This is a genomic window from Solibacillus sp. FSL W7-1464 (genome assembly GCF_038004425.1).
Classification (GTDB): Bacteria; Bacillota; Bacilli; order Bacillales_A; family Planococcaceae; genus Solibacillus.
In genome coordinates this window covers 1,944,090-1,963,947 of record NZ_JBBORC010000001.1, presented here as the reverse complement: position 1 = coordinate 1,963,947, position 19,858 = coordinate 1,944,090, and the positions used below count along the sequence as shown (strand labels likewise).

The following is a 19,858-nucleotide window of genomic DNA, read 5'->3' as shown; positions in this document are numbered from 1 at the left end:
TATAATTTAAACGACCTAAAGTTCTTCTTTTAGGTCGTTTTTTGCATATACGGCGTCCGAAATTTAACAAAAAAGGAGAGAATTTCTATGAAAAAGAGACTATTGATTTTACTGACTGCCATGACAATGCTATTGCTGGCAGCATGTGGCTCAAGCGATGAAGGTACTACAGGCGGTTCTGATTCAGACAAAAAAGTGATCAAAATTGGAATGGAAGCAGCATATGCGCCATTTAACTGGTCACAAAAAGATGATGCCAATGGCGGTGTTCAAATTAAAGGTTCTAAGGAATACGCAGCAGGCTATGATGTGGAAATCGCGAAGAAAATTGCTGATGGTCTGGACATGGAACTACAAATTGTTAAGACAGACTGGGATGGCTTAATTCCATCATTACAATCCGGTGCAATTGATCTGGTCATTGCTGGTATGTCACCAATGCCTGAACGTATGGAAGTAATTGATTTCACAGAAAACTATTATACAAGTGACTATGTCATCGTCGTAAAAGAAGACGGCCCATATGCAAATGCAACTTCATTATCTGATTTTGCAGGTGCAAAAATTACTGGTCAGCAAGCGACAACACACTATGATGTAATCGATCAAATCGAAGGTGTTCAAAAACAAGTAGCGGCAACTGATTTTGGCGCAATGCGTGTGCAATTACAGTCAGGCGCCATTGACGGATATGTTTCAGAACGTCCGGAAGGTATCTCTGCTGAGATGGCACTGAATAACATTAAATACATCGTACCTGAACCAAACTTCGAAGCAGACGAAGCGTCAACAGCTGTAGCGGTAGGTTTGAAAAAGGGTTCAGATTTACGTGACCAAATTAACAAAGTTTTAGCTGAAATTTCGGAAGAAGAGCGTCAACAATTAATGGAAGACGCAATTGCAAATCAACCAGCAGCACAATAATCGTGTTGGATTAACAGTTTTAAAGAGGTTGTCTTGCCGGCAGACGGAAGACAACCTTTTTCTATTAAAATTGTAGTATCATACATAAATAATAGAAACAAAGAAAGAAATGGAGGACAAGGCGATGGCATTTTTAGAATCATCATGGAACTTGTTTACGAACAACTGGGATTTATTCGTCCGTGGAGCTTGGACTGCACTTCTGTTGGCAATTATCGGGACAATTTGCGGAACGCTGATCGGATTTTTCATCGGAATTATGCATACCATTCCACAACGCAAAAAAAATATTAAGTCAGTTATTTTGAAGGTAGTTAATTTTATTTTAACGGCCTATGTGGAAATTTTCAGAGGCACGCCAATGATGGTACAGGCGATGGTCGTATTTTACGGCCTTGTCTATTTAGGGATCGATATTGACCGCTTTTTAGCAGCTTCTATCGTTATTAGTTTAAACACAGGAGCATACATGGCCGAATACGTGCGTGGTGGTATCGTATCGATTGATAAAGGCCAATTTGAAGCCGCACAGGCGATTGGTATGAATCACCTGCAAACGATGATTCATATCGTGCTGCCGCAAGTAGCGCGAAATATTTTACCGGCTACAGGCAACCAGTTCGTCATGAATATTAAAGATTCATCTGTATTAAGTGTCATTTCGGTAGTGGAACTGTTCTTTACAGCGAATTCGATTGCGGGCAGTAACTATAAATATATTGAAGCATTCTTTATCGCGACGGTATTATACTTTATTATGACATTTACGGTTACTCGTTTCTTACTATTATTCGAGAAAAAGATGGATGGACCATCTTCGTATAAAGTGGAGCTCATTACAGGCAACAAGCTAGATAAGGATGGTGAATAAGATGACGGTTGTAATTGATATTAACCATTTAAATAAAAAATTCGGTGATCATGAAGTATTGAAAGATGTTAATTTCCAAGTTAACAAAGGGGAAGTCGTAACATTGATCGGCTCTTCGGGTTCCGGGAAATCTACACTGTTACGTTGTATTAATTTACTGGAAACACCAACAGCGGGGGAAATTATCTACAACGGTGAAAATATTTTAAATGACGGTCATCATATCGAAAAATACCGTACACATTTAGGTATGGTATTCCAGCAGTTCAATTTATTCAATAATTTAGATGTACTGAATAACTGTATTGTTGGTCAGATCAAAGTGTTAAAACGTTCAAAAGAAGAAGCAGAGCGAAATGCGATGAAATATTTGGAACTAGTCGGGATGAACGCCTATAAAAATGCGAAACCGAAACATTTATCAGGTGGACAGAAACAGCGTGTCGCCATCGCACGTGCATTGGCGATGGATCCGGATGTCATGCTGTTTGATGAACCGACATCAGCGCTTGACCCTGAAATGGTAGGGGAAGTATTGAAAGTAATGCGCCATCTGGCAGACCAGGGAAATACGATGCTGATTGTTACACATGAAATGGAGTTTGCCAAAGAAGTTTCGGACCGTATTGTTTTCATGGATAAAGGCGTTATCGTGGAAGAAGGCCCTCCGGAACAATTGCTTGTAAATCCGAAACACGACCGCACAAAAGAATTCCTGAAACGAACATTACGGTAAAAGCAATGAGCTCGCAGTTAACTGCGAGCTTATTTTCGTGAATTCCATTCGCTTATTATTATAAATACAATTGCAAAAGCAATGGCAATCGCGAAAAACCACATCGGAACACTACCAAATACCATTATTTCCACCTCTGTTTGTGAGTTTAACATGGAAAAGTTGTTCTATCAAATATCTCAAACATCGATAAATTTAAGAATGTGACTTTAAAGAATACATCTAGAAACAAGAAAAGTTGATTTTTACTACAACGAGCTTTCCACTGGAAGGAAAATCATATAAAATAGGAGAGTATCGATATTAGTTAAAAGTGAGGGAACAACATGCTACATTTAAATTGGAAAGATGCGCCGACAATTCGCACAGTAAAATGTGTACATACAGATGCATCGAAATATTTAGTATCAAATGTTTTAACAGTAGGTAAAGAGTATGAAGTGAAAAATGAAACTGAAGAATTCATTTTTGTCATCGATAACACAGGTGAAGTTGGCGGATTCTACAAAGAATACTTCGCTTAAAAAATAAAGGGTGTGCAAAAAGTCATTATGACTTTTCGCACACCCTTTTTATTTCTGTTCCAGTATCGTATGCTCGATTTCGTGACGCTTTTCGTCGGTCTGAACGTGCACGCGTAATGTATCTTCAATATCATGCAGCAATTTCAACTGGGTTTGTTTAAACCGGTCAATATCATTATGGGATAATGCCGGTCTATTAGCCGCTTTCTTGGACACTTCCAACATCTTCCCGTTTTTACGCATCAATTGCTCCGATGCATCCATCAAACGCTCCTGGGACCGTATCGCACGACGCTGATTGTTCATGTTTAGTAATATCGCAATTTGTGACTGCCAGAGTGGAATGGTTGTCATAATCGAACTTTGAATTTTTTCGATCAGCATCTGATTCGTCTGCTGAATCATCCGGATTTGAGGCGCATACTGAATGGCTACTTCCCGAGATAGTTCCAGATCGTACATACGGCGGTCAATCCATTCGATTTGCATTTCAGTGTCTTTCAATTCATGCTGTTTAAACGGATTTTGTCCTTCTACAATTTCTTTTTGCAGCGAAGGTAAGACAACATCCCGCATATGCTGTTTTTTAATTTCCAGTGTCGCAATATAAACATTGATTTCCTGGAAATAATCCTCATTTATTGCATATAGTTTATTTAAAAACTGATAATCGTTTAATAAAGCATTTTGGTTATATTCCAACTGGATGCTTAATCGGTCGATGCGTTTACTCAATTTGTTGTAGTGGGTCATAATCTCTTGAATAGACTTTGTTGAACGGCTAAACAGCTTGGCAAAGAAACCTTTTTCCTGTTCAATTAATGCATCCGGGTCAATCATCTCCAAATGCTGCATTAAATCGGATAATACTTCACCGACTTTCCGTACATCTTTACGCTGAATATACTGAAGCATCTGGGTTGTGAATTTTTTCAATGCTTCTTGTGCAGGCAAACCAAAGGCAAGAACCGTCTCGTAATTTTTCGGCTCCAAATTTTGGGCCAGTTGCAGTGCCCGGTGTTTCATATCATTTGATAACGATGCGAAAAGCGGTGAGGCTGCATTATTTGCAACATTCACCGCAAATTGTTCTTTACTTACTTGCAAGTCAACGTTTTCACTCGCTGTAAAGGCATCAAATGGATTATTTGTCATATTCATTTGTTACTCACCGCCGATTTTTAATCGATCTTTACGCTTTTCATTCGACAATTTTGCAAAGTCGAGTTCAATTCTCAAGTTTTCGATATCCGAAGATAATGCACTTTTCAAATCGGATTCCATCGTAATTTGCAGCTCTTTTAAAGTTCTGCGCGTATCCTCCAATGCTAAATGCACTTCTGTACCAGGCACTTGTTCTTTTGTTAGTAACGTATATTTATCAGAAAGCTGTACGGCTGACGGCAAATGTGCATAGAAGAAATCTTCCACTGCATAAAACTTGTGCGGGTTTGTTTGCACAATATTGATAATGCGTTTTGCCAGTTTTGACATTTCATTTATTTGCTTGAAAGAACGTACCGAACGCACTCTGACATATTGCTGGTTTAAAGCCTGAATATGTGAACGGGCCTGTTTTAATTGTGCTTCGATTAAATTGTATTCCGATTTGGATAGCCCAATTTTTTTACTCTGTGTCGTTTTCTGAATAGCGTAAGTAACTTTATTACTAATGAAATATGCTGCTGCTCCAAGAGGTAATGCCAGCATCGTTGTTATTCCGGTGAAATTAACAAACGTAAGTGTAACCGCTGTCGAAAAAACTAATACATTAATTAGATGCCTTGTTAGAAAATTAATAGGACCAAGCATTGTCATACCTCCTTTACTCGATACTATTGATACGTATGAAACGAAAAAAAGTTTCAATTTTACTTACTATAATGAAGAAAATCTAAGGAATTAATTATTATTCACCACATATTTCAATCGAATTTAAAATAGCGGCTTTTTACTAATCGTAACAAGTTTTCGCTCTATTAAAAAGTAAAAAGATTTGAAAAGCTGAACAATTATTATGATTTCCATTCTCTCCCTAATTATAGTGAGCATTATTAGACATCACGGATAAAAGTGTATAAAATATAGAGAAAGAAAGGATAATGTATATGTATAAAATTATTTATATGAAGGCGGATTATGAGCCTTGGTGGCAATTTGACGGTTGGGAAGAGTATATCGTATCAACGGAGCAATATGATACAGAGCATCAATTCCAAATGGCATTGAATCATTTGCTTGCTCAATTTCGAAATAAATATGAGTTTGAAGCACATAAAAATGAACGATTTTATGCATTTTGGTCAGAGGATGAATGTGAATTTTGTGAAGCCTGTGATGATGATGCCCAAATTTATCATGGCATCATTGTATTGACGCCAGAAGCGATTACACAATAACTACATTTGATTGAAAATTTGCTTAATTTACCAAATGGCAATTGACAGTTATTATTATGCTATATATACTATATTTAACAATTGAAAGATTGACCGAATACAATGGCTTCACATATTACAAATAGTAATCGAGTTAGTGGATCGGTACTCTTGTAATATGTGTTTTTTATTTGGTTTTTTAATTGTTAACTTTTATTTTTGGAGGTATTTATTGATGAAACAAGGTACAGTAAAATGGTTTAACTCAGAAAAAGGTTTTGGCTTCATCGAAGTAGAAGGGGAAAACGATGTATTCGTACACTTCTCTGCAATTCAAGGTGAAGGTTTCAAAACATTGGAAGAAGGACAACAAGTGGAATTCGAAGTTGTAGATGGCAACCGCGGACCACAAGCATCTAATGTAATCAAACTATAATCGTACAAATTCCGAAGCTGCGTATTCATTTACGCAGCTTTTTCTTTTGTATAACAAATATTTACATATAATGATATAATTTATGGAAAACTGAAGGAAGGTTGAGATTCCAATAAGAAAAGTACATAGTTTAAGTACTAAGAAAAAAAGATTATTAACATGGGGAATTATTATTATTATTTTAGTATTGGCTTGTTTTTTTGCATCGTTTTATGAGAAAAAGCAAAGTAAGGAAAGCGATGAACAAGTGAACGTTCTTGCGGAAAGTCAAGATTATAAAAAATCCCTAATCGAGACATATTTAAAAATTAATCAATATGAGAAATTCTACCGAGACGGAAATATACGATCAAAAGAAGCGGTAAAGTCTTCTGCACTAAATGAAGCGATCACTAAATATGCACTGATCGATTATTTACAGCAGCAAAATATTACGTTAAGTGATGAAAAGCGCCAATTACAGCTGAAAATTTTAGAAGAGCAAATTACATATGATATGCAAAATCCACTATTAAAACAATATTTTGAGAAGATGTTCCAAGAGCTTGAAATTAGCAAACAGGACTATATCGAGGAATATTTACTTGTTAATAAAGAACATGAAATTTTAGAAAGGAATATGCATGATTCGGGTACAATTTATTCAAAAGGCGACCAGGAAGACTGGTATGCAAAGAAGTTGGGAATATCTTTCGATTATCGGGAATATTTAGCTTTAAGTGAATTTATTCATATCGATTCTACTGGGACAGATTTAGATTTGCCTTTTGCAGTTTCTAATCTTTATCTTGATTTTGCTAAAAATCAGGCTGGAGAAATCATTCTTGCTTCAGAGGATTTTGACCGGCATCGGTTTACAGAAGAGCAATCCCGTTTGATTTATCTGATAGAAAAAGAGAACAACTTTCAGGAATTGTCGCGGCATAGTTTCAAACAGTATCAAAATGCATTAGAGCAAGAAGCAACTGCAGGAAATGAAAATAGTATAGTTGTGAGCGATTTGCTGAAACTATTTGAAATTGCGGAGAAGAGTATAGATTGGGAACTAGGTGAAGAGTTAAATTATCAGTTCAATGAAATACCTTCATTTGATCCCAGCAAGTTGAGGAAGCATAAAGATATCACGTTACAGTTGTTGGAATATGAAAATTATCACTTGGATGAAAACATCCCTGATAAATTTTTTGCTTATCGAATTGCCAATGAAAAAATAGGGGAGATGTATGGATTATTTAATTATTTGAAGCAGGATTTCGAAATTGAATTAGATGAAGCGGCTCGTATCTATGCGCGTGAACAGATTGAAAATTCTTTAGCAGAGCAAATGGGAAATCCTTATTTTAAAAAATATATGGATGATGTACTGAAGAATTTTGAGATTCCATTATCTACGTATATCGATGATTATTTGTTAGTGAATGAAGAATATCAACTGCTTTTAGAGCAAATGAATGAACAAAATATCGGTCTTGATACAAATCGGCGATATAATAAAGGGTGGACCGAAGCGCGTTACCGAATGGCTGCAAACTTCACATGGGAATATAAATTCGATAAAATGTGGTCGATGAAAGATGATGAAATTGTTGAAGCACTGGAGCCACAACCTGAGTTATCTTTTTCCATACCGGAATATGCACCACAGATTGGTAAGAATATTAAAGGGCAATATGTTTTCACTGAGCGTTACCCGCTTACGGTCTATTTATCGGATGAACAGCAAATATTTTTTGATCTGCTTGTGCAAACATTTGATTTACCGGTCCTTTCCCGTTATTCAATTACACAATATATAGACAAACTGGATCAATTAAAGGCGGATGAAACAAAGAAAAAACAATTGCTTGAACTACTCGACATTTATAAAAATACGATTACAGAATAAGTTTCCAAATAAAAAGAAGGAGAGCAGAATAACTGCCTCCTTCTTTTTCATTTATTAGCTTAAGCCTTGTGCATCTTTCCACTCTAGATACTCATCATATGATAATGGTTTATCCAAAATAGAACCGTCTTCACGGATTTCGATGACACGGTTTGCGATCGTTTGAATGAATTGGTGGTCATGTGATGTGAAGATCATCGCACCTTTGAAGCGGATTAAACCTTCATTCAATGCTTGAATTGATTCAAGGTCCAAGTGGTTTGTTGGCTCATCCAATAATAATACGTTCGAGTTTGAAAGCATCATTTTAGAAAGCATACAGCGCACTTTTTCACCACCGGATAATACAGCCGGAGATTTCTTCACTTCTTCACCTGAGAATAGCATACGGCCTAAGAAACCACGTAGGAAGCTTTCTGTTTCATCTTCAGGAGAATATGGGCGTAACCATTCAACTAATGACTTTTCGTTACCGCCAAAGTATTGGTCATGATCCATTTCAAAATAGCTTTGAGATGTTGTTACACCCCATTTGTATGTGCCGGCATCAGCTTTTTGACGATCCATTAAAATATCCATTAATGCTGATTTTGCATTTGGAGAACCTAGAAGGATAATTTTATCTTCTTTGTTCATAGAGAAGCGGATGTCTTTGAATAATGTTTCGCCATCTTGTGAAGCCGTTAAGCCATCGACTGTTAATACGTCATTCCCGATTTCACGACCAGCTTGGAAGTTGATGAACGGGTACTTACGGCTTGAAGGACGGATGTCATCCAGCTCGATTTTATCAAGCATTTTTTTACGAGACGTTGCTTGAGAAGATTTCGATGCGTTTGCAGAGAAACGTGCAACGAATTCTTTTAATTCTTTAATTTTTTCTTCTTTTTTCTTGTTTTGGTCAGCCATCATTTTTTGCGCTAATTGACTAGACTCATACCAGAAATCGTAGTTCCCGACATAAAGCTGAATTTTACCGAAGTCTAAGTCTGCGATATGTGTACATACTTTATTTAGGAAGTGACGGTCATGGGATACAACGATAACTGTGTTTTCAAAGTTAATTAAAAACTCTTCCAGCCATTTAATCGCTTTTAAGTCCAAGTGGTTGGTAGGCTCATCCAGCAGTAATACATCCGGTTTCCCGAATAAAGCTTGCGCTAATAATACTTTTACTTTGTCCGAACCTTCTAAGTCAGCCATCATCATGTAGTGCAAGTCATCACCGATACCTAGTCCGTTTAAAAGTGTGGCAGCATCAGATTCAGCTTCCCAACCGTTCATATCAGCGAATTCGCCTTCAAGTTCAGCAGCACGCATACCATCTTCGTCTGTCATTTCCGGTTTCATATAAATTGCATCTTTTTCGGCTTTTACTTCCCAAAGACGTTTGTTACCCATTACAACTGTATCCAATACGTTGTACTCATCGTATTCGAAGTGGTTTTGCTTTAATACTGAAAGACGCTCATCTTTACCCATTGATACGTGGCCTTCTTGTGCCTCGATGTCACCAGATAAGATTTTTAAGAATGTCGATTTACCAGCACCGTTTGCTCCGATTAGACCATAACAGTTACCTGGAGTGAATTTAATATTTACATCGTCAAATAATTTACGGTCACCATAACGTAGACCTACACCTGATACTTGAATCATGCAAGTACCTCCTTGAATTGTTTCTTTGTATTTTCGATTGCTTAAAAAAGAGAATTCTCTTTTGCACACAATGTTTCTATTATAGCATGTCTTATTGTTAAATTAAATAACAGCGCATCGGAAATAACCGAATCTTATAAGCCGAATCATTTAGTTGTCACACATTTTTATTCCGTTTTACTATCGAGTTATTAAAAGAAAAGCGAGGAACGAATATGAAGCAATTATCAAAATGGAAATCTGTTTTCATTATTTTTTCCATTATACTTGTTTCCATAAATTTGCGTCCGGCCATTACTTCTGTAGGACCGATATTATCGACCATTAGGGAAGCTCTACAAGTTTCAAGTACCCATATGAGTTTACTGACATCGATCCCGGTATTTTGTATGGGTTTATTTGCACCGCTGGCCGTTCCAATACAAAACAAGTACGGTTATCGCTGGTCGGTTACAATTTTAGTTGCAATAATCGGTTTTGCTACAGCTGCTAGGATCTTTTTTTCCAATTATGGTGCACTTGTAGTAACGAGTTTTTTAGCCGGTTTTGCCATTGCAATAATAAGTCCGATTATAAATGCCTATATAAAAGAAATATTTCCGACCAAAATGGAACCGGTCATTGGAGTCTATTCCTTTGCGATGGGTTTTGGTGCTACATTAAGTGCAGGATTTACTGCCATTATTTATAAAACATTTGATGGGAATTGGGCACTGGCTTTAGGAATTTGGGGTATTTTGGCAGTTATTGCGATGATCAGCTGGTTCACTGCAGTGAAGGCTCCAGTTGTCACATCCATAAAAAATTCTCAAACCGATGAAAAACGGAATCCGTGGAAAAATAAAGTAGCCTGGTCGATTCTTTTGTTCTTCGGTTTTCAAACATCGCTGTTCTTCAGTTTGACGACATGGCTTACTTCTGTAGCGCTGGAACAGGGGATGGCATTGTTGACAGCTGGTTCCGTATTAACACTGATGACAATCGTTCAGTTGGCTGGGAATCTACTCATTCCGTCTTTCATTAATCGTTATCCTAATCGTGTCGTTTGGCTGTATAGTTTAATTATGATTGGATTGATCGGTTCGGTTATATTCTTTATCAATGAAAATTGGGCAATATGGGTGAGCGCGGTAGTATTCGGTTTTGTTCTCAGCGGACTATTCCCGATCGGGTTAATGCTTCCATTGGATGAAGCAAAAAACAAAGCCGAAGCAAATGAATGGAGTTCGATGGTTTTGTCGGGCGGTTTTATGATGAGTGCGATTGTCCCGCTTATTATTGGTATCGTGTATGATAAGACAGGTACGCATTACGTTACAAAATGGATTATCGTCATTTTATTCGGTTTTATGTTATTTTCGATCATTGGCATGCAAAGGCAAAAGAAATCAGTATAATGAAGGAGTGCCTGAATCGGTTCAGTCACTTCTTTTTTTTGAAGGGAATTTAGTTTACATAATATTATTATTTTTAACTATACTGACGCTGAGGTTTTATTAGAAAATCGGAGGGGCTTATAAGAAGAAGCCAGGATGATATTAGATCATTGCGCCCACATATTAGAAAAAATCGTGCCGATTAATGCTTCTGACAGATGAGTTACTAGGGAAGAACTTTACTTTGGATTTTATTAGAACAATTCAGTGCTTTATTAGAAGATGGGGGAGTGATATTAGAAGATCCCTCCATGGTACTAGAACATTCAGTCTATTTATTTGAACAACACGTCGATATATTAGAACATCCGACTTTTATTAGAACAAATAAATTTATATTAGAACATTTACAGTTTTATAAGAAAACCTCACAAAACCACAGCCCAATTAGAACAGTTATACAACCCCTTTTTAAAATACACATATTATCCGACACTATTTAATAGAAATTTATTTATTAAAATAAGCCACTAAGAAATAAACCAAACCAGAAAATAATGAAAAAAAATTGTTTCTAGGATAGCGAAAGGGTTCTATTTATATATGTCGAAATTATTGGAAATAGGGGATATATCATTGAAAATCTATCCAATGTATTAGAACAAATAAACCAATAACTATATTATGTAAACTAAACATCCTTTTACGAACTTTTATTTGCATGTATAATAAAGAAATTGAAGTTATTGAGGAGGGATTATGATTTCACTAGCATTACAACATTTAAAAACACACTTTGGTTATGACACTTTCCGTCCAGGTCAAACCCAAATTATCGATAATGTATTGAATAACAATGATACGCTTGTTATTATGCCGACGGGTGGAGGGAAATCCCTTTGCTATCAAATTCCAGCACTCTGTATGGAAGGCACAACACTTGTAATTTCACCATTGATTTCGCTAATGAAAGACCAGGTAGACATGCTAGTCTCCAGTGGAATTTCAGCGGCTTATATCAATAGTTCGCTAAGTTATGAAGAAGTACAGGACGTAATGTATGGTGTACAAAGCGGTAAAATCAAATTGCTTTACATTGCACCGGAAAGACTTGAAAATGAGCGCTTTTGTATGGAACTTTCTCAAATAAATGTGCCTCTATTAGCAATTGATGAAGCACATTGTATATCACAATGGGGGCATGATTTTCGTCCAAGTTACCGTTCAATCCAGCAACTGCTGCATTTATGGGAAAAGAAACCGACCGTTATTGCATTGACGGCTACTGCTACCGAAGAGGTAAGTGGAGATATTCAACAGCTTCTTTCCATTGAAAAGGAAAATACTTTTATTACCGGCTTTGCACGCGAAAATTTAACTTTCTCGGTTTTACTTGGTGAAAACAAAGAAGCCTATATAAAAAAATATGTGAAAGCAAATGAAAATGAGGCTGGCATTATTTATGCTGCTACTCGAAAATCGGTGGAAGCGGTCTATGAGATGCTGAGCAAAGCCGGATTTGCCGTAGCAAAATACCATGGTGGGATGTTTGAAGAAGACCGTACATATGAACAAAATCGCTTTTTAAATGATGAAGTTCAAATAATGGTCGCAACAAATGCTTTTGGAATGGGAATAAACAAGACCAATGTACGCTATGTTCTTCATTTTAACATGACGCGAAATATGGAAAGCTATTATCAGGAGGCAGGCCGTGCAGGGCGTGATGGGCTGGATAGCGAGTGTATATTACTTTACAGTTCATCCGACGAACAAACACAGCGTTTTTTAATCGATCAGGCACAAGATCGCTCTCGAATTCCCTTTGAACTGCAAAAGCTGCATGCAATGATTGATTATTGTCATACAGAGCGCTGTCTTCAAAGTTATATTATCGAATATTTCGGAGATGAAGCCGGGCAAGATTGCGGCAGATGCGCAAATTGCACGGATAACCGTCCACAGCTGGATGTAACAACAGATGCCCAAAAAGTATTGTCCTGTATCGTACGAATGGGTCAAAAATTCGGGAAGCAATTAACCGCTTCCGTATTAGCAGGGTCACGCAGTAAGAAAGTGCTTGAATTTAACTTTCATAAGTTGCCGACATATGGTATTTTACGTGCAATGAATGCAAAAGAAATCGCTAATTTTATTGAGTTTTTAATCTCTGAAAAACTCATAGTCGTAAATAATGGCCAATTCCCGACGTTATCCATTTCGGATTCGGGAAAGGAAGTATTACTCGGTCAAAAAAAGGTGCTACGTAAAGAAGCGCGGATTATTGAAACAACAGTCGAGCCTAACGATCCATTATTTGAAGTTCTTCGTAAAATACGGAAGGAAATTGCCGACCGTGAGAAAGTACCTCCTTTTGTTATCTTTTCGGATAAATCATTAAAAGATATGTGTGTACGTAAACCTAGGAACAGTAATCAATTTTTAGAGGTTAGCGGTGTAGGGGAAAACAAACTGGAGAAATACGGGAAGACTTTTATCGAGGCAATTATTGCAAATTCATAATAATTTGTTAAATAATTACAGAGTTAGCTATTGGTCAAAATTAAACTTTTTCAATTATTTTATGGTCATGTAATTTATTCTAAAAAATACTTTTAACGTGTACATTCATTTTGCTCATTAAAATTGCTATCTCACTATACTAAAGGAATGTATTGCTAAGTGCAGTACGTTCTTTTTTTACTATTTTTCTGTTTAAATCATTAAACTTTAAGTTAAGATATTGTAAAAATTCTGTATTCATAGTTTAATAAGAATATTCAGTTAAGAAGTGTAGGTGAAATATTGAATATACTAGGAGAACGCATCAAAAAGCTGAGAAAACAGAAGAAATTAACTCAAACCGAGGTAGTAGGGGAACGTTTAACGAAAGGTATGCTAAGTTTAATTGAGAATGGCAAAGCACAGCCTTCGATGGAAAGTCTTCGTTTTATTGCCAAACAATTAAATGTCGATGTTGATTATTTACTGGATGACGGGACACTGACAATGCTCAGAAACTTGTATACCACAATTGAAGAAGATGTAGAGCGCAGAAAGCTCATACGTGATCCTGAAGAGCTCCAATCCCTTACGATTAAAATAATCGAGAAAATAGAACCTTATTTACCGGAAATTCAAGGTACAAACTATGAACAAATTCGATTAAGAGAAGTTTATTTTTTAATGAATCGTACTATTAATAAGGCAAAATCTCTCGACGAATATTGGAAGTTTATCGATCAATACGAAGAAATCCATGCCTATAGCCGGATGCTTCGCTGTTATTTCTATTTATGCCAGGCTGCGATTGAACAGCGTAACTACAGCGAAACACTAGCCATTTTAAAGCAAGGGGAAAAACGTATTGAACCTTATGAGCTGATGATGGACCCTATGGTAATCCTTGATTTGTATTACAACTTAACAATTTCCTATTCGGCGGCAGATAATATTCAAATGTCGGATCATTATTTACAAAAGGCATTGAACATGGCGAAAAAGAAGCAAATATTTTATCGAATGGACCGCTTTTATCATTTGTTGTTTATCCAATCCATTGCAAATGAGGATATTAACAAGAGTAAAGAGTACATAGAAAAATTAATGCTTTTATCGGAGTTTGCTGACGATCCGGCCATATCAGTACGATATTTATACAGCAAACTGCATTATATGAACATTGTCGAAAAGAATTACGCACAAATCGTTCCAGAGATTGAACATTACCAAGCCAAACTGCAGGATTATTTATTTTTATTTAAAAATCCAATCTTCATCGGTGAAGAGATGTATGCGGAATTTAAATTACAAAACTACTCGAAAGCACTCCAAATCGGAACTGCTTTAACCATTCCTAACTATTTACACCATCCCATTGATTTAGCTAAATATTATCAGTTCTTTGCTGTACGGGCATTATCTTCTTATTATGAAATGGATAAAGTTGCTGCAAAACGTGATATTATTTTCGCGAAAAATGGTGTCGAAGACTTTCCCGAGACCATTTATAAAAAATTTATCTACAAAGCTTTCAATGAGATATTCCTTTAACTTTTAAGCACCTATTGAAAAAGGAACGTACCGCTCGTAATTACAAATGGTACGTTCCTTTTTATGCATAGGATTTAATTTTCTTTCCAGTGTGCATCAATAAACTCATCACGTCCGGATTTGGCGCGGTCTTCCTGATAATGTGATTCTTCTTTTTTATAGTAGTCCTGATGATAGTCTTCCGCTGGCCAAAAAGTCTGTGCCTGTTGAATTTCAGTTACAATCGGCTTTTTGAAACGACCACTTTCGGCCAAGTTTTTCTTAGACTTTAGTGCAGCCTCATATTGTTCATCGCTATGCGTATAAATCACTGTTTTATAAGACTCGCCGCGATCATGGAACTGACCGCCAGCATCTGTTGGATCAATTTGCATCCAATATATATCCAATAATTTTTCATAGCTGAAAATCTCTGGGTTAAATTCAATCTCGACAACTTCCTTATAACCAGAGTCTCCACGCTTTACATCTTCATATGTAGGATTTTCCACATGACCACCCATATAACCGCTCGTTACTCTTTCGATGCCTTCCCATTGATCAAAAGGTTTTACCATACACCAAAAACAACCGCCTGCAAATGTTGCCTTTTCCATTCTGTATCACTCCTCATAAACCAGTAAACATACATATTCAACCTTTACTTTACTTGAATAAAGCTGCTAAATATGAAGTATTCTAACATGGATAAGAATGACATTCAATTTATTAAGCTTTTAATAGCATATAATATTCTGTCGTGTAATAAAAATAAAGAAAAAAGATATACCGACATTTCATTAGTGAGGAAGAAAATGTGGATAAAATGGTATACTATAAGTAATTTGCAACTAAATTTAATGTAAATCGTCTAAACTTCACAGAAATAGAAAGGAAGTTACAGCAATGGAAGAACAGTCGCGTCACACCCGCTATCGAAAGAAAAGATTGCGTAAAGGCCGGTTACTTTTCGTAGTCGTATTTCTTTTCCTTTTAAGTATCATTGGATACAGCTATGTCCAATATAATAAGGGGAAAGAATTGGCAAGCGATAATAAAATTGAAGTAGAAGGCTTTGAACCAGATGATAACCATCCGACAATAGAAAATTATTTAATAATCGGTGTTGATACTCGAGGTGAAGAAAAATCGCGTTCTGATACGATGATGCTTCTTTCGTGGAACCAAAAAACAAACGATATGAAGCTCGTTTCTTTTATGCGTGATATTTACGCGGACATACCTGGATATCAATCCTATAAACTGAATACGGCCTATTATTTGGATGGGGTACCGTTACTCCAGGAAACGCTAAATAATATGTTCGATATACCGATTCACCATTATGCAATGATTGATTTTAAAAGTTTTGAAACAATGATTGATATTTTGGCTCCAGATGGTATTGAGATGGATGTGGAAAAAGACATGGGCGGATTAATTGATGTGGAAATTAAAAAAGGCCTGCAAAACTTAAACGGTAAAGAGCTTCTCGGCTATGCCCGTTTCCGTGCGGATGCTGACGGTGATTTCGGACGTGTGGTACGTCAGCAAAAAGTAATCGAAGCATTAAAAAATGAATTATTATCACCAAAAAATGTAGCGAATTTGCCTAAATTCATCGGTGCTACCCAAGGTTATATTACGACGGATTTATCAAGCAAAGACCAGGTGACAACTGCGCTTAGAGCAGTATCCGGAGGGGAAATCACTGTTGAAAAAATGACGATACCGGCAGAAGGTACTTATAAAATCAGTAATTACCGACATGCAGGAGAAGTACTGGAAATTGATGTAGCGAAAAATTCGGAAATTTTACATGATTTTTTGAATTTAAACGAGTAAGCATTATATGTCGAATGATTTTTCATGATAAAATAGAGTATAAATTAAATATTGTTGAAATATTGAGGTGGTCTTTTGGAGAGAAAAAAAGAAATGAATAAAGTGAATTCATTACCCGAGGAAACGTCTAAATTTTTCTCTTCTAAATTTATTCGGTTTTTAGGTGGTAAAAATTTATTATTCTTATTAGTGATCATCTTATTAACTGGCTGTACAGTATTCGTATACGATAAAATTTCCTTTATCTTCGAGCCGTTACATGTACTGTTTGAAGTCATCATTTTACCTGGTGTACTAGGGGTCATTTTGTTTTACTTATTACGCCCGCCATTGAAACTTTTAGTAAGATGGAAAGTGCCTCGCGCCTTAGCAATTCTAATTTTGTATATAGTAGTTATTGCGTTGATCACATTACTTGTACTTCTGGTTTTCCCGTTTTTACGTGATCAGTTTACAAACTTAGTACAAGAATTCCCTGTTGTTTTAATGGCGCTTGCGAATGATTTACTGGCATTTTTAAATAACTCTCATTTCAGCGAGTATTTTGAAAAGATCAACTTTGATTACAATCAGATTTTAATGGACTTTACAGACAGTTTTATTACAACAGTTAAAGTTACTCTAGGAAGTTTAGCATCCGGAGTTGCCACTGGGATTACTGGCTTTCTGTCAACCGTTACAGGCATCATTTTATCACTTGTAATTGTTCCGTTTATTACATTTTATTTATTATATGAAGGCGAAAAAATGCCGCGCTTCATTTTACTCCTGTTTCCTCCGCGTATGCGGGAGCAAATTGGAAGTGTACTGCATGATATGGACAAGCAGATTAGCTCCTACATACAAGGCCAGATTTTAGTATCGTTTTGTATTGGCGTCATGATGACTATCGGATTTTTAATAATCGGTATGCCATATGCTTTGTTACTTGGCTTCCTTGCGATGATTACGAGTGTTGTTCCATATTTGGGACCAGCCATTGCTGCTACTCCTGCAGCAATTATTGCGATTGTGAATTCACCATGGCTCTTAGTAAAATTAGCTATTGTATGGACAATTGTACAATTAATCGAAGGGAAGTTTATATCCCCTCAAATTATGGGTAAATCATTAAGTATCCATCCTATTACAATTATTTTTGTTTTATTAACAGCCGGTTCTTTATTTGGAGTCCCGGGTGTCGTATTAGGTATTCCTGGTTATGCTTTAATTAAAGTTCTCATCTCACACACATATCGACTCTTTAAACAACGTTACAACCGTTTCCAGTCTGACGAGACGAATCTGTATGAAGAAGTGAAATAACATTAAACAGGATAATGTAAAGATGGGGTGTGTTAAAAGCGAAAACTTTTAACACGCTCCCTTTTTGAAATTTTTACCAATTACATATTTATAATGGAGGAGTATACATGTTAAGCAAATGGCTAACATCATTGGAAGAGAATGGCGTAAAGGTTGAAACCGTCATTGAAAAGACAGAGCTTGTTGAAGGCGATATATTAAATGGTTCTGTTTATGTTACAAGCCTTACAGGAGATGAAGAAGAAAAAATCGATTACATTTCTTTACTAGTACTCTGTGAAGAATTGGATGGCGAATTATCGATTGTCGGCAAACACTCGTTTCAGTTAGTTGGCGGGATCCGATCAAAAGATGGTGAAATTATTCCATTTGAGATTATTCCAGACGAGCGCTGGGTATGCGGTAAAGACGAGCAGCTGATTTTTCAAACGACCGTTGTATTTTTAGACGGCACAGAAATCGAAGAACAAGGTATTATTACGTATAGCACGATGGAATAACTGAAAAGGCGCAGCTGTAATTGCATACAGCAGCGCCTTTTCACTTATAATTTATAATTTTATTGTTGACAGTCGTTTGACAGCTTCCTGAAGCTTTTCAACAGGCTGCACCAATGCAAGACGCATATAGCCTTCACCGGCTGTGCCAAACACCGTACCCGGCACCATGACGACACCTGTTTGTTCAATTGCCTTATAAGCGAAGTCAATACAATTAATATCATAAGGATATTTTGCCCAAACGAACATCCCGCCATCACTTGGTGCAACTTCCCAGCCGATTGATGTTAAGCCTTCCATAAGAGTTTTATGACGGACAGAAAAGGTTTCTCTTAGGACACTTGTAACTTGTTCGGCATTGTCCAATGCCAATGCCGCTACTTGCTGAATCGGTTCGAAAATACCAAAGTCCAAATTCGATTTCAGCTGTTTCATAATCGCCACTAATTCGGCATTACCAACTATGTAGGCAATACGAGTACCAGCCAGACTGAAGCTTTTTGATAAAGAGTTGATTTCCAGACCGACTTCCTTCGCACCAGGTGTGGCAAGGAAACTGATTGGGGCATCTCCCTTAAAGTAAAATTCGGAATAGGCCGCATCATGCAAAACGATAATATTATACTTTTTCGCGAATGCCACGACTTCTTCGAAATAAGCGATCGATGGCATTGCCGGTACCGGGTTGCCCGGCAAGTTTAAAATTAGCAATTTTGCTTTTTGGCGAATCTCTTCAGGAATGGCTGTTAAATCAGGCAAATACTGATTTTCTTTTGTTAATGGCATATAATAAGGTGTCGCACCAGCCAAATGAATTCCAGCATCATAAGCAACATATGCCGGGTTTGTAGTAAGTACAATGTCACCAGGATCACAGAAAGCGACTGGCAGATGGACTAAACCTTCCTGTGAGCCAATTGTTTGCACTACTTCACTTGCCGGATCTAACTCTACATTGTTTACTCGCTTATAATAGCGGCATACCGCATCATTAAAGGTTTGAATACCCGTTAAAGTATAGCCGTAAGAAGAAGAGAGTGCCGTCAGCTCGGACATTTTTTGGCGTAAGTTCTCTGCTGGAGCAATATCAGGACTTCCAAGACTTAAATCAATGAGTTCCGTTCCTTTTTCCTCTTGCATTTTGGCATGTTTTTTTAAGTCACCAAATATAGCAGGTACAAATAATGACATTTTTTTAGACGGTTGGATATTCAATCTTTAACACTCCTTAAATCTTTCAATTGTAAGCACCATTTTATCATACACATCACGTATAATGGGGATGAAATCAGAAAAGAGAATTAATTCACTACATAAAGCACGAAACCGTAATGGAATAGCGATATAAGTACTGGAGAATATTATTCTTAGGAAAATAAATAATTAA

18 protein-coding genes are annotated in these 19,858 nt (G+C 36.7%); 13 read left to right on the top strand and 5 right to left on the bottom strand.

Annotated features, from left to right (window positions below):
* Positions 1–87 precede the first annotated feature (87 nt).
* The 4 genes from MKZ25_RS09585 to MKZ25_RS09570 all read left to right on the top strand — a co-directional run bounded on the left by MKZ25_RS09585 (position 88) and on the right by MKZ25_RS09570 (position 3,055).
* A complete protein-coding gene (locus tag MKZ25_RS09585; RefSeq protein WP_340801256.1) occupies positions 88–924 on the top strand; it encodes a transporter substrate-binding domain-containing protein in 837 nt (278 codons plus the stop codon).
* A gap of 124 nt (positions 925–1,048) precedes the next feature.
* Positions 1,049–1,795, top strand: coding sequence for an amino acid ABC transporter permease (locus MKZ25_RS09580; protein ID WP_340801255.1), 747 nt, complete (start codon positions 1,049–1,051; stop codon positions 1,793–1,795).
* Between the two features lies 1 nt (position 1,796).
* Entirely contained in the window at positions 1,797–2,531 is a 735-nt protein-coding gene (locus MKZ25_RS09575) for an amino acid ABC transporter ATP-binding protein (RefSeq protein WP_340801254.1), read from the top strand.
* A 326-nt stretch (positions 2,532–2,857) separates the two neighbouring features.
* Positions 2,858–3,055, top strand: coding sequence for a DUF6501 family protein (locus tag MKZ25_RS09570; RefSeq protein ID WP_079526794.1), 198 nt, complete (start codon positions 2,858–2,860; stop codon positions 3,053–3,055).
* 48 nt (positions 3,056–3,103) lie between these two features.
* Here MKZ25_RS09570 and MKZ25_RS09565 read toward each other — a convergent pair whose 3' ends face one another.
* Together MKZ25_RS09565 and MKZ25_RS09560 are read right to left on the bottom strand one after the other, a co-directional pair.
* On the bottom strand, positions 3,104–4,216 hold the full coding sequence (locus tag MKZ25_RS09565) for a toxic anion resistance protein (RefSeq protein WP_340801253.1): 1,113 nt from the start codon (positions 4,214–4,216) through the stop codon (positions 3,104–3,106).
* Positions 4,217–4,219: 3 nt separating this feature from the next.
* On the bottom strand, positions 4,220–4,867 hold the full coding sequence (locus MKZ25_RS09560; RefSeq protein WP_340801252.1) for a 5-bromo-4-chloroindolyl phosphate hydrolysis family protein: 648 nt from the start codon (positions 4,865–4,867) through the stop codon (positions 4,220–4,222).
* A gap of 296 nt (positions 4,868–5,163) precedes the next feature.
* Here MKZ25_RS09560 and MKZ25_RS09555 point away from each other — a divergent pair, with 296 nt between their 5' ends.
* From MKZ25_RS09555 to MKZ25_RS09545, 3 genes are all read left to right on the top strand, one after another.
* Positions 5,164–5,454, top strand: coding sequence for a DUF1033 family protein (locus tag MKZ25_RS09555; RefSeq protein ID WP_251687892.1), 291 nt, complete (start codon positions 5,164–5,166; stop codon positions 5,452–5,454).
* A gap of 214 nt (positions 5,455–5,668) precedes the next feature.
* Complete coding sequence (locus tag MKZ25_RS09550; protein ID WP_079526785.1) at positions 5,669–5,869, top strand: cold-shock protein; 201 nt, start codon at positions 5,669–5,671, stop codon at positions 5,867–5,869.
* 247 nt (positions 5,870–6,116) lie between these two features.
* Complete coding sequence (locus MKZ25_RS09545; RefSeq protein ID WP_340801251.1) at positions 6,117–7,754, top strand: hypothetical protein; 1,638 nt, start codon at positions 6,117–6,119, stop codon at positions 7,752–7,754.
* A 54-nt stretch (positions 7,755–7,808) separates the two neighbouring features.
* Here MKZ25_RS09545 and MKZ25_RS09540 read toward each other — a convergent pair whose 3' ends face one another.
* Entirely contained in the window at positions 7,809–9,413 is a 1,605-nt protein-coding gene (locus tag MKZ25_RS09540; protein WP_340801250.1) for an ABC-F family ATP-binding cassette domain-containing protein, read from the bottom strand.
* A gap of 215 nt (positions 9,414–9,628) precedes the next feature.
* Here MKZ25_RS09540 and MKZ25_RS09535 point away from each other — a divergent pair, with 215 nt between their 5' ends.
* The 3 genes from MKZ25_RS09535 to MKZ25_RS09525 all read left to right on the top strand — a co-directional run bounded on the left by MKZ25_RS09535 (position 9,629) and on the right by MKZ25_RS09525 (position 14,842).
* Positions 9,629–10,810, top strand: coding sequence for an MFS transporter (locus MKZ25_RS09535; protein ID WP_340801249.1), 1,182 nt, complete (start codon positions 9,629–9,631; stop codon positions 10,808–10,810).
* 738 nt (positions 10,811–11,548) lie between these two features.
* Positions 11,549–13,312, top strand: coding sequence for a DNA helicase RecQ (gene recQ, locus MKZ25_RS09530; RefSeq protein WP_340801248.1), 1,764 nt, complete (start codon positions 11,549–11,551; stop codon positions 13,310–13,312).
* 282 nt (positions 13,313–13,594) lie between these two features.
* Complete coding sequence (locus MKZ25_RS09525) at positions 13,595–14,842, top strand: helix-turn-helix domain-containing protein (RefSeq protein ID WP_340801247.1); 1,248 nt, start codon at positions 13,595–13,597, stop codon at positions 14,840–14,842.
* Positions 14,843–14,916: 74 nt separating this feature from the next.
* On the opposite strand, the gene msrA is transcribed toward MKZ25_RS09525, so the two are convergent.
* A complete protein-coding gene (msrA, locus tag MKZ25_RS09520; RefSeq protein ID WP_340801245.1) occupies positions 14,917–15,438 on the bottom strand; it encodes a peptide-methionine (S)-S-oxide reductase MsrA in 522 nt (173 codons plus the stop codon).
* Between the two features lie 289 nt (positions 15,439–15,727).
* Here msrA and MKZ25_RS09515 point away from each other — a divergent pair, with 289 nt between their 5' ends.
* The 3 genes from MKZ25_RS09515 (at position 15,728) to MKZ25_RS09505 (ending at position 18,471) form a co-directional block, all read left to right on the top strand.
* Positions 15,728–16,666, top strand: a complete 939-nt coding sequence (locus tag MKZ25_RS09515; protein ID WP_340801244.1) for an LCP family protein — start codon at positions 15,728–15,730, stop codon at positions 16,664–16,666.
* A 93-nt stretch (positions 16,667–16,759) separates the two neighbouring features.
* Positions 16,760–17,971 (top strand): AI-2E family transporter, encoded by a 1,212-nt coding sequence (locus MKZ25_RS09510; RefSeq protein WP_340801243.1) that lies wholly within the window; start codon positions 16,760–16,762, stop codon positions 17,969–17,971.
* 107 nt (positions 17,972–18,078) lie between these two features.
* Complete coding sequence (locus tag MKZ25_RS09505) at positions 18,079–18,471, top strand: cysteine synthase (protein WP_340801242.1); 393 nt, start codon at positions 18,079–18,081, stop codon at positions 18,469–18,471.
* A 51-nt stretch (positions 18,472–18,522) separates the two neighbouring features.
* Here the strand turns inward: MKZ25_RS09505 and MKZ25_RS09500 are convergent, their stop codons facing one another.
* On the bottom strand, positions 18,523–19,686 hold the full coding sequence (locus tag MKZ25_RS09500; RefSeq protein WP_445326862.1) for an aminotransferase class I/II-fold pyridoxal phosphate-dependent enzyme: 1,164 nt from the start codon (positions 19,684–19,686) through the stop codon (positions 18,523–18,525).
* Between the last annotated feature and the right edge of the window lie 172 nt (positions 19,687–19,858).